The sequence below is a fragment of the uncultured Amnibacterium sp. genome (assembly GCF_964244015.1).
Classification (GTDB): Bacteria; Actinomycetota; Actinomycetes; order Actinomycetales; family Microbacteriaceae; genus Amnibacterium.
Genome location: NZ_CAXTHO010000009.1, coordinates 23,229 through 34,092, shown reverse-complemented (window position 1 = coordinate 34,092; position 10,864 = coordinate 23,229). Strand labels below are relative to the sequence as shown.

Here is a 10,864-nt window from a genome sequence, read left to right as displayed (position 1 = left end):
CCGCGTCCGCGTTCCCCGGAGCCACGGTGACCTGACCCGCCGCGCCCTCGCGGATCGTGATGATCTGCGCTGCGGACGGAACGCCCTTCCCGTCGACGACGGTCAGCTCGTACGCGCCAGGAGGCATCGCGTCGACCGAGCCGGGCAGGGTCGCGGTGACCGTCGCGCCGTTCTGGGTGATGTCGAGCGGGATGCGACGCTGATCGGTGTTCTGATCGTGCGTCACCGTGGGCACCGAGATCAGGGACGCGCTGCTGATCGCGCGTCCGCCGCCGATGGTGAGACCGACGGAACCTCCGTAGGTCGCCGAGCCGGAGATCGCGGTGATCGCTGGACGCGACGCCCACGTGACGGCGCCGGTCGCGGACTTCGTGAACAGGTAGGACGGGTAGAACATCTCGGCGTTCAGATTGTTCTCCGGACCGAAGACGGCACCGCTCCCCGTGTAGGTGGCGCCTCCGCCTCCCGCCGTCAGCACACCGCCGCTCGGCAGCAGCAGTGCGGTCTGGTGATAGGTGCGCGTGCGCTGGGCCGAGGCGCCGGTGCGCCACGTGCCGGTCTCCGGGTTCCAGATCTCGACCTGCTTGACCGAGTTCGCCTCTCCCGCCGCCGTGCCGGTGATGGTGCCGCCGTTCGCCAGCACGTCGCCGGTCGGCAGGACCGTCAGGTTCAACCAGTTGCGCCGGTGCGCCATCGACGCGGTGCGGGTGACGACCGGCGTCGCGGTCGTCACGTCCACGACCGCGGCGTCGTCGTTCGCGACGATGCCGTCGGCCTGCTCGTTCTGGCCGCCGCCCGCGACCAGGATCTTCCCCGGCGCGTACATGACCTGCGAGCCCGACACCCGCGGGTTGAACGGCAGCGTGCCGACCTGCTTCGTGGATCCGGCGCCGTCGGTGGACAGCGTCCAGATGAGATCGCCGGAGAAGCCGACGACGCCGCCGGTCGGAGCGTTGAAGGCGCGCGGGTACCACCAGTGGTTGTCCCGTGCGCCGAACAGGATCGTGCTCTCCGCACCGGGCAGCTGCCGCCACGCCCCGGTCCCGGTGCCGATCTCCGGAGTCGTCGCTACTCCCGCATTCGCGTCCGGGTTCTGGTAGGTCTGCGTGTTGCCGGCGTCGCCGCCGCCGAGCAGCAGGATGCGGTTGTCGGTCAGCCGCAGCGCCGTCACGTACCAGCGCTTGTACGCCAGGTCCGCTCCCATGTCCTGCGACCGCGTCAGCGGGTCGTAGAGCATCGTCGACATCTCGGAGGAGCTCGCGGGGTTGTACTGGCCGCTCACCATGAGCAGCCGACCGTCGGCGAGCGTCACCGCGGAGTTGCAGAAGCTGTCGTAGCCGTGCATCGACGCGGTGTCCACGTGGGCGCCGAATCCGGCGCTGGGGTCCCAGTCGTCGTACGCGACGCCGTTCTGCGTGGAGGCGCCGAGTGGCGAGCCGTAGGTGATGACGTGGCCGTTCCGGGCCAGCGACGCGTGCAGCGCCAGCAGCGGCCATGCCTGCTGCGAGCCGAACATGCCGGCGTCGGCGGCGTCGGCGGTCGGCGTGATCACGCCGAGCTCCGGGTCGGTCGACTGGTTCAATGCGATCGCGGTAGGGCCGATCGTGTACGTGCCGACGGCCGCGGCCGCAGCGGATTCGGGCCGAGCGGTCACCGTCGCGAACGCGGTGGCGATCAGGCTGCCGACGACGAGGGTCGGGACTGCGATGCGGCTGAGACGGGCGCGCGCAGGCAGCGTCGTACCGGGGGAGGGGAGCAAGGGGGAATCTCCTGGGTGGGGAGCGCCCGGTAGGGGACCGGACCGAGATCGCGGTTGGGTGACCGGGATCGACTCGGTGGGTGGCCGAGTCGCCAAGGACGCTAAGCGGGCTCCCCGTCGGGGTCAACACCCCCGAAGAGGGGGCGGGCCGCGACAGCGGGTCCGTCGTCGTCAGCGGACGGCGCCGTCCGCCTGCTGCACGTCGGGATCGCGGTCGCCCGTCGCCTCATGGACGTCCCGGTACTCGTCCGTCACCGGCGCCTCCTGCCGGCGGCGCGCCTCCGCCCGCACCTCGCGCTGCAGGGCGCGAGAGAGGCGCCACCGTTGCAGGCCGCGTGAGGCGCGGAGGCGCTGCTGCAGCGCCTGGCGATCCGCGTCGGCCACGATCCGCCTCGCCTCCTCGAGCCGCTCGGCCTCGCGGCGCGCCCGCTGAGCGGGCGACAGCATGATCGGGTCGATGCCGGCGTCGAGCATCCCGACCGCCACCCAGGCGGCGGACAGCAGGATGATCTGGCAGACGAAGCTGAAGAACACGAGCAGCCCGATCAGCACGGCGAACCCGCCGATCACCGGGTTGCTGGTGCCGAGGTGCAGCAGGCCGGAGGCGGCGGTCTGCAGCACCGCCAGTGCGACACCGCCGATCAGTGCGCCCACCACCAGCCGGCGGCCGGGGACGGTCACCCCGGACAGGATCCGGAACGCGGCCGCGAGCATCACCGACTCGATCGCGGCGAGCAGCAGGCCGGCGACGACCGCGGTGATCACCTGCTGGGCGGGACCGGCCTGTCCGAGTCCGAGGACACCGAGGGTGAGGTCGAGCGCCGCGTTGCTGAGGACTGTGATCGCACCGGTCAGCAGCACGACCGCGCCGAACGCGACCGCGAGTCCGAGATCGCGCAGCTTGAGCAGGACCGGGTTCCCCTCCTCGTTCGGCAGCCCGAACATGATCCGGATCGCCGTGCGGAGGGTGCCGAGGAAGCCGACCGCCGTGTAGAGCACGATGAGCAGGGAGAGCGCGCTCGACCAGGTCAGCGCGCTCGTCCGCACCAGGTCCGCCCCGTCGATGACGCCCTTGGTGTCGCCGGAGTAGGAGATGAGGTTCGGGAGGAACCGGTTCAGCGCACCGAAGACCTGATCCTGCAGCAGGGCGTTCCCCTGCAGGGCGAACCCGAGCACCGCGAACGAGAACCAGAGGGCGCCCGCGAGGGCGAAGAACGCCTGGTAGGTCATTCCCGAGGCGATCAGTGGGCCGTTGTCGTTCGTGTAGTGCAGGAAGACCCGCACCGGGCGGAGCGCGAGGACCCGTGCGATCAGCGCGGCGATCCCCGTCGGGAGCTCGGGGGTCGCCGGCGCCGAGTCGGACGCGCCCGGTGCGACCTGGTCGTCGCGAACCCCCTGGTCGCTGGGCGAGTCGGCCATGTCGAGAGGCTATCGAGCATCCGCTGGAACCGGGTGCTGGGCCGGGCCCGGATTCCTGACTCTCCACTGTTCGTCGGCCGCACCTCCGGCAATACACTGCTCACGGTTTCGAACAGGGCACGGCGAAGGAGGCGGGCGATGCGGCTCTCAGGGATCGGCGTCGGTAGGGCGTTGGCGACAGGCCCGGTGCGGCGCATGCCGGATCCGCTGCCGGAGCCGCCCGAGGGTGAATCGCCGGCCGATACCACCGCCGAGATCGCACGCACCAAGAGCGCCCTGCAGCAGGTCGCCTCCGAGCTCACGGAGCGCGGTCATCGCGCCGGCGGAGACGCGCAGGGCGTGCTGGAGGCGCAGGCGCTGATGGCCGAGGACCCGACGCTGGTCGACGACGTCGTCGCGCGGATCGGCCAGGGCCGTACCGGCCAGCGCGCGGTGCACGAGGCCTTCCTCGAGTTCCAGGTGATGCTCGTCGGCCTCGGCGGCTACATGGCCGAGCGGGCGACGGACCTCGGCGACGTCGCGCAGCGCATCATCGCCAAGCTGACCGGTGTGCCCGCACCGGGCATCCCCGAGTCGGACACCCCGTTCGTGCTCGTCGCCCGCGACCTCGCGCCTGCGGACACCGCGCTGCTCGACCTGGAGAAGGTGCTCGCGCTCATCACGCGCGACGGCGGCCCCACCTCCCACACCGCGATCCTCGCCCGCGCGCGGTCGATCCCGGCCATCGTGGGCGTCCGCGAGGCCGACTCCCTCCACGACGGCCAGGTCGTCGTGGTCGACGCGGGCACGGGCGCGATCGAGGTCGACCCCGATGCGGACACCGTCGCGGCGACCCTGGCGGCGATCGAGGAGCGCAAGGCCGCGCTGAGCGCCCCGATCACGCCGGGGGCGCTCGCCGACGGCACGCCGGTGCAGCTGCTCGCCAACATCGGTGGCGCGAAGGACGCGGTCAAGGCCGCCGAGCTCGGCGCCGAGGGCGTCGGGCTGTTCCGCACCGAGTTCCTGTTCCTCGACAGCACGTCGGCGCCGACGGTGCAGCAGCAGAAGGAGCAGTACATCGCGGTGCTGAAGGCGTTCCCCGGCAAGAAGGTCGTGGTCCGCGCGCTCGACGCGGGAGCCGACAAGCCGCTCTCCTTCCTGAACGACAGCGAGGAGGAGAACCCGGCGCTCGGCCTGCGGGGCCTGCGGGTGCTGCGGGTGCACGAGGACATCCTCCGCGAGCAGCTGACCGCGCTCGCGGAGGCGGCCGCGGCGACGGAGGCGGACCTGTGGGTGATGGCGCCGATGGTGTCCGAGCCGGAGGAGTCGGAGTACTTCGTCGCACTGGCCCGTGAGCTCGGCATCACGAAGCCGGGTGTGATGGTGGAGGTGCCCTCAGCGGCGCTGCTCGCCCCGCAGATCCTCGAGTCCGCCGAATTCGTCTCGATCGGCACCAACGACCTGACCCAGTACACGCTGGCGGCCGATCGGCTGCTCGGTTCGGTCGCCGGCTTCCAGGACCCGTGGCACCCCGCCGTGCTGCGGCTCGTCGCGGAGGTCGGCGCGGCGGCCGCCGCCGCCGGCAAGAGCGTCGGCATCTGCGGCGAGGCTGCCGCGGATCCCGGGCTGGCGGTCGTGCTCGTCGGTCTCGGGGCGAAGAGCCTCTCGATGACGCCGGCCGCGCTCGCGGATGTGCGCGCGGAGCTGCTGACCGTGACGATGGACGACGCGAAGGCCCGGGCGACCGCCGCGCTGGGCGCGAGCAGCGCCGCCGCCGCCCGAGCGGCCGCCGCCGCGGTGACGAAGGTCCCCGCCTCCGCCTGAGCACACCCTCCGTTTTGTAGGCACACCCTGCCTACAAAACGAAGAGTCAGGTCAACCTCCGTTTTGTAGGAAGGAGGTTCCTACAAAACGGAGGGTGCGGCGCTACTCGTCGGCGACCGGGACGAGCTGGCCGAGGCGGTTCGGGCCGCCCGGCAGCGGCGCGTGCGCGCCGACGTAGATCCAGGCCGGGAGTCCGGTGTTCGTGTCCGTCGCTGCGACGGTCGCCAAGCCCTCGCCCTCGCCGGCCCAGTGCAGGTCCGACTCGGTGATCGCGGCCGGGGCCGTCAGCAGCGTGCTCGCGCTCAGGTCGTACTTCGCGATGTGGTTGACCTTCTTCATGCTCGTGTAGATCCAGAGCTGCTGGCCGACGAGGTCGACGCCCTGCGGGACGCCCGTGATGGCGATCGGCACGGAGGTCCCCGGCGTGCCGGCCGGGATGACCTTCGCGGTGCCATCGTCGTTCGTGGCCGGTGTGCCGTCGGGGTTCGCGACCGGGGCGTCGGTCAGGCTCAGCGGCGTGATCCGGAAGCTCCCGGTCGAGCCCGAGAACACGAGGAGACGGCTGTTCGCGTCGTCGACGGCGACCATGGCGTTGTTGCCGAGGGTGCCGAGATCCCACGATGTGCGGATGACCGCGGCAGGGTCGGTCGGCGCACCCATGCCCCACTGGGGATCCGCAGGATCGATGACCCAGATCTTCGTGGGCAGGTTCGCACCACCGTTCGCCGCGTAGAGCATCCCGGTCGTCGTCGAGTACGCGAGCTCGGCGATGTGCGGGATCGGGAGCGGCCCGAGGGACGAGGTGAGCAGTCCGCCTCCGTCGTAGACGTCGATGCGCGACTGGTCGTTCCCGATGTCGAAGCCGACGGAGAACAGGTTGTTCCGCACGGCGAGACCCTGCTGGTTGCCCGCCGCGACGGTGAACATGTCCTGCACGGCATACGGCAGGTGGTCCTTCGTGACGACGAGCATGGTCGTCTTCGTGGTGGGGAGTCCCTGCGGGCCGGTCAGCGTCAGGGTGACGATCCACGTTCCCGGCACGATCTTCCCGGCGATCCGCCCGCTCCAGGCGTAGGTGTGCTGAGCGCCGTCGGGCACCACGAACACCGCGGCCACCGTCCTGCCCTTGGTGATGGTCAGCGAGCCGGAGACCTTCGCGGTCGAGCCGACCGAGGCGACGCCGGAGGTGGTGAGCACGACCGAGTCGAGCAGGCCGTCGACGACGGGCTGCACCGTGTCCGACGACCGGGCGAGGCGCGACGACCCGACGCCGGTCGGCGCCAGGGTCAGGGCGGTCAGTCGGATCGCCTTCACGTCGTTCGGGCCGGTCACCGTCGTGGTGGCGGTCGCCGCGCCGAGGGTGAGGGCCGTGATCGGCAGCTTGGCGATCCCGGTCGCGGCGAGCTTCCGGATCACGTGCTTCTTGCCCGCGTCGATCCGGATCGTGCCGGTCACCGGGAGCGGGGCAGCCGTCTCGTCGGTCGCGGTCACCGTGACGATCGCGGTGTCCAGCACACCGTCCCTGAACGGGTAGAGGGTGCGCGCGGCGGGCTTCACGATGACGTGCACGGGATCGCCGGTGCCGACGGGCAGCAGTGCAGAGCGCGCCGCCACGGAGTGGTCCGCAGACCGCCGCACCCGGATCCGCCAGCCGCCTGCGGCCAGCCCCGTCGCTTTCACCGCGACGGTGCGTCGCCAGCCGGTCGAGGTGGAGCGCAGCGCGACGCGGGTGGCGAGATGGACCGTCTTCTTCCCCCGGACCGCGTCGACGTCGACGCGTCCGGGCGCGCCGGAGTAGACGCGGACGCTCGTGCGGTCGCGCAGCCCATCGGTCGCGGGGAGTGTCAGCACGGCGCCGGGCGCGAGCTGGATCGCGAGCGCCGACCCGGTCGGACGCGGCGCGGGCGCCGCCGTGACGGTCGCCGTCGGAGTCGGGGAGGCGGTCGCCGACGGGGCCGCAGCGGTGGCGGGCGAGGAGGCGACGAGGGCACCGGCCAGCATCACGAGCGACACGGCACCGGCGACGATGCCGGCACGGGTCCTCCGCGACACGATCCTCTTCGACCTCTGACTCACAGCGGGATGACGCTACGGGCGGGTCCGGCCACAGCCGCTCAAGCGACCGGCGAGCCGCCGTTCACCCGATCAGCGCGCCTGGACCATCGAGGGTCAGATCGCGATCTTGATCTTCTCCGGGCGTCGGATCGTCGCCGCCTTGACCTCGCTGATCGCCTTGGTGATCTGGATGCCGCGCGGGCACGCCTCGGAGCAGTTGAAGGTCGTGCGGCAGCGCCACACGCCCTCCTTGTCGTTGAGGATGTCGAGGCGGACCTCCGCCTCCTCGTCGCGGCTGTCGAAGATGAAGCGGTGCGCGTTCACGATCGCCGCCGGGCCGAAGTACTGGCCGTCGGTCCAGAACACGGGGCACGAGGAGGTGCATGCCGCGCAGAGGATGCACTTCGTGGTGTCGTCGAAGCGCGCCCGGTCCGCGGCGGACTGCAGGCGCTCGCGGCCCTCCGGCGGTGCCGTGTGCGACTGGAGGAAGGGCTGCACGGCGCGGAAGGAGGCGAAGAACGGCTCCATGTCGACGACGAGGTCCTTCTCGAGCGGCAGACCCTTGATCGCCTCGACGTAGATCGGCTTCGTCGTGTCGAGGTCCTTGATCAGCGTCTTGCAGGCGAGCCGGTTCCGGCCGTTGATCCGCATCGCATCCGAGCCGCAGACGCCGTGCGCGCAGGAGCGACGGAAGGTCAGCGACCCGTCCTGGTCCCACTTGATCTGGTGCAGGGCGTCGAGGATGCGGTCCGTCGGCAGGGTGTCGACGTCGAAGTCCTGCCAGCGCGGCTCGGCGTCCACCTCCGGATCGAAGCGCCGGATGATCAGCGTGATCGTCGTGAAGCCCTCGGCGGGGCGGCGCTTGATCGCGGGGTTCATGACGGCGTCGGTGACGCCCGGCAGCGCAGCCACATTCAGTGCACTCAGTGTCATTGTCAGTACTTCCGCTCCATCGGCTGGTAGCGCGTGATCACGACGGGCTTCCAGTCCAGCTTGATGTGGTCGGTGGCGTCCGCCGACTGGGGATCGCCCGTCAAATACGCCATGGTGTGCTTCATGAAGTTGGCGTCGTCCCGCTTCGGGAAGTCGTCGCGCATGTGGCCGCCCCTGCTCTCCTTGCGGTTCCGCGCGGAGTAGACGACGACCTCGGCGATGTCGAGCAGGAAGCCGAGCTCGATCCCCTCGAGCAGGTCGGTGTTGAACCGCTTGCCCTTGTCCTGGATGCCGATGTTCCGGAACCGGTCGCGGAGCTCGTGGATGATCCCGGTCATCTTCTCGAGCGACGCCTCGGTGCGGAAGACCTGCGTGGTGAGGTCCATCTGCTCCTGCAGGTCCTTCCGCAGGTCGGCGATCCGCTCGGTCCCGGTGGAGGTGCGCAGCCGCTCCACGAGTTCGCGGACCTCCTTCGCGGGGTCCTTCGGCAGGGGGACGAACGACGCCTCCCTGGCGTAGTCGACCGCGTTGTTCCCGGCCCGCTTGCCGAACACGTTGATGTCCAGCAGCGAGTTCGTGCCGAGGCGGTTCGAGCCGTGCACGGAGACGCATGCGCACTCGCCGGCGGCGTAGAGGCCGGGCACGACGGTGTCGTTGTCCGACAGCACCTCGGCCTTCACGTTGGTGGGGATGCCGCCCATCGCGTAGTGCGCGGTCGGCATGACCGGCACCGGCTCGACGACGGGATCGACGCCCAGGTAGGTGCGGGCGAACTCGGTGATGTCGGGGAGCTTCGTCTCCAGCACCTCCGCGCCCAGGTGCGTGCAGTCGAGCAGCACGTAGTCCTTCAGCGGGCCGGCGCCGCGACCCTCCGCGACCTCCTGCACCATGCAGCGCGAGATGATGTCGCGGGGAGCCAGGTCCTTGATGGTCGGGGCGTAGCGCTCCATGAACCGCTCGCCGGACGCGTTGCGGAGGATCGCGCCCTCGCCGCGGGCGCCCTCCGTGAGCAGGATGCCCAGCTTCGCGAGCCCCGTCGGATGGAACTGGAAGAACTCCATGTCCTCGAGCGGCAGGCCCTTGCGCCAGACGATGCCGACGCCGTCACCCGTGAGGGTGTGCGCGTTCGAGGTCGTCTTGTAGATCTTCCCGAAGCCGCCGGTCGCGAACACGATCGACTTCCCCTGGAACACGTGGATCCGGCCGGTGGCCAGCTCGTACGCGACCACGCCGGAGGGGCGGGACACGACCTTCCCGTGCTCCAGGACATCGGTCATCGCCAGGTCGAGCACGTAGTACTCGTTGTAGAACTCGATGCCGACCTTGACGCAGTTCTGGTACAGCGTCTGCAGGATCATGTGGCCGGTCCGGTCCGCTGCGTAGCACGCCCGGCGGACGGGGGTCTTGCCGTGCTCGGCCGTGTGGCCGCCGAACCGGCGCTGGTCGATCTTGCCCTCGGGGGTGCGGTTGAACGGCAGACCCATGTTCTCGAGGTCGATGACCGCGTCGATGGCCTCCTTCGCGAGGATCTCGGCGGCGTCCTGATCGACCAGGTAGTCGCCGCCCTTCACCGTGTCGAAGGTGTGCCACTCCCAGCTGTCCTCCTCCACGTTGGCGAGCGCCGCGGCCATGCCGCCCTGCGCCGCGCCCGTGTGGGAGCGGGTCGGGTAGAGCTTGCTGATCACGGCGGTCCGCGCCTTCGGGCCCGCCTCGATCGCGGCGCGCATCCCGGCGCCTCCGGCCCCGACGATGACGACGTCGTGGCGGTGGTAGAGGATGCCGTCGATCTCCCGCTCGTCCGGACCGTCGTCGGTCCAGCCCATCGTCTCGGACGGTCGCTTCGGCGGGGCCATCGCCTCGGCGGCGCGGTGGGCGATGCCGTCGACGATGCGCCGGATCGGACCCGTCGGGTTGCTCTCGACTCGTGCGTTCATCGGCCGAGCTCCTGGCAGACCGTCGTGTTGAGCGTGCCGGGGGCGGCGTTCACAGGGCAGGGGTCGAACGTGGTGATCACCAGGGTTCCCAGCAGGACGAGGAGGGCGACCGCCACGAAGATGGCGCCCTTGAGCAGGCGGTTCGCGGCCGGGTTGGTCACGTAGTCGTTCGTGATCGTGCGCATCCCGTTGCCGCCGTGGATCAGCGCGAGCCACAGCATCAGGCCGTCCCAGACCTGCCAGAACGGCGTCGCGTACTTGCCGGCGATGAAGGCGAAGTCGATCTGCTTCACGCCCTGGCCTGCGACCAGGTTGATGAAGAGGTGGCCGAAGATCAGCACGACCAGCACGACGCCGGAGGCGCGCATGTAGATCCAGCCGTACTTCTCGATGTTGCGGCGGGGTCCGACGGTCCGGGGAGCAGGCAGCGTCGTCGTCATCAGCCGTTCACCTCCGAGATGATCACCATCAGCTGGCGCGGCGCGAAGCCGGCCATAAGGACCGCCCACAGCACGATCACGGCCCAGAACAGGGTCCGCTGATGCTTCGTCCCGACGCTCCAGAAATCGATCAGGATGATCCGCAGCCCGTTGAAGGCGTGGAACACGATCGCGGCCACGAGCACGAGCTCGCCGAGGCCGAGGATCGGGGTCTTGTACGTGTCGATCACGCCGTTGTACGTCTGGGGGGACACCCGCACCAGGGCGGTGTCGAGCACGTGCACGAGCAGGAAGAAGAAGATCGCGACACCGGTGATGCGGTGCAGCACCCAGGACCACATGCCCTCGTGCCCGCGGTAGACCGTCCCCGCCGGCGCTTTCGGCAATGCGACTCGCTTCGGCGCAGGCGCCGGCCTCAAAGACACCATCGTTCCTCGCAGCCCTCTCGTCCGGTGCAAACGCCGTCGATCCTACGTTCGACGCGGGGGCGCACCGACCAGGAGGTGGGGGCGCGGCGAACA

8 protein-coding genes are annotated in these 10,864 nt (G+C 70.4%); 1 reads left to right on the top strand and 7 read right to left on the bottom strand.

From position 1 onward, the window contains the following. The coding region (locus ACFE67_RS02240; protein WP_375405244.1) for a galactose oxidase-like domain-containing protein at positions 1 to 1,759 on the bottom strand (1,759 nt) is incomplete at its 3' end. A 171-nt stretch (positions 1,760 to 1,930) separates the two neighbouring features. Continuing rightward, complete coding sequence (locus tag ACFE67_RS02235) at positions 1,931 to 3,178, bottom strand: YihY/virulence factor BrkB family protein (protein ID WP_375405243.1); 1,248 nt, start codon at positions 3,176 to 3,178, stop codon at positions 1,931 to 1,933. A 138-nt stretch (positions 3,179 to 3,316) separates the two neighbouring features. On the opposite strand from ACFE67_RS02235, the gene ptsP reads away from it, so the two are divergent. After that, positions 3,317 to 4,981 carry a phosphoenolpyruvate--protein phosphotransferase gene (gene ptsP, locus ACFE67_RS02230; RefSeq protein WP_375405242.1) on the top strand — a complete coding sequence of 555 codons (1,665 nt, stop codon included), beginning with the start codon at positions 3,317 to 3,319 and terminating at the stop codon, positions 4,979 to 4,981. A gap of 102 nt (positions 4,982 to 5,083) precedes the next feature. Here the strand turns inward: ptsP and ACFE67_RS02225 are convergent, their stop codons facing one another. From ACFE67_RS02225 to sdhC, 5 genes are all read right to left on the bottom strand, one after another. Further along, positions 5,084 to 7,033 carry a hypothetical protein gene (locus ACFE67_RS02225; protein ID WP_375405241.1) on the bottom strand — a complete coding sequence of 650 codons (1,950 nt, stop codon included), beginning with the start codon at positions 7,031 to 7,033 and terminating at the stop codon, positions 5,084 to 5,086. A gap of 117 nt (positions 7,034 to 7,150) precedes the next feature. Beyond that, positions 7,151 to 7,915 carry a succinate dehydrogenase iron-sulfur subunit gene (locus ACFE67_RS02220; RefSeq protein WP_375405252.1) on the bottom strand — a complete coding sequence of 255 codons (765 nt, stop codon included), beginning with the start codon at positions 7,913 to 7,915 and terminating at the stop codon, positions 7,151 to 7,153. Between the two features lie 56 nt (positions 7,916 to 7,971). Further along, positions 7,972 to 9,792 carry a succinate dehydrogenase flavoprotein subunit gene (gene sdhA, locus ACFE67_RS02215; RefSeq protein WP_375405251.1) on the bottom strand — a complete coding sequence of 607 codons (1,821 nt, stop codon included), beginning with the start codon at positions 9,790 to 9,792 and terminating at the stop codon, positions 7,972 to 7,974. A gap of 107 nt (positions 9,793 to 9,899) precedes the next feature. Further along, a complete protein-coding gene (locus ACFE67_RS02210) occupies positions 9,900 to 10,343 on the bottom strand; it encodes a succinate dehydrogenase hydrophobic membrane anchor subunit (protein WP_375405240.1) in 444 nt (147 codons plus the stop codon). Further along, entirely contained in the window at positions 10,343 to 10,771 is a 429-nt protein-coding gene (sdhC, locus tag ACFE67_RS02205; RefSeq protein WP_375405239.1) for a succinate dehydrogenase, cytochrome b556 subunit, read from the bottom strand. Before sdhC ends, ACFE67_RS02210 begins: the two co-directional genes overlap by 1 nt. Between the last annotated feature and the right edge of the window lie 93 nt (positions 10,772 to 10,864).

Bases quoted from the DNA above. Each gene is read 5' to 3' on its own strand.
- ACFE67_RS02235 (WP_375405243.1), bottom strand. From the start codon at position 3,178: ATGGCCGACTCGCCCAGCGACCAGGGGGTTCGCGACGACCAGGTCGCA.
- ptsP (WP_375405242.1), top strand. From the start codon at position 3,317: ATGCGGCTCTCAGGGATCGGCGTCGGTAGGGCGTTGGCGACAGGCCCG.
- ACFE67_RS02220 (WP_375405252.1), bottom strand. From the start codon at position 7,915: ATGAACCCCGCGATCAAGCGCCGCCCCGCCGAGGGCTTCACGACGATC.
- sdhA (WP_375405251.1), bottom strand. From the start codon at position 9,792: ATGGGCTGGACCGACGACGGTCCGGACGAGCGGGAGATCGACGGCATC.
- ACFE67_RS02210 (WP_375405240.1), bottom strand. From the start codon at position 10,343: ATGACGACGACGCTGCCTGCTCCCCGGACCGTCGGACCCCGCCGCAAC.
- sdhC (WP_375405239.1), bottom strand. From the start codon at position 10,771: ATGGTGTCTTTGAGGCCGGCGCCTGCGCCGAAGCGAGTCGCATTGCCG.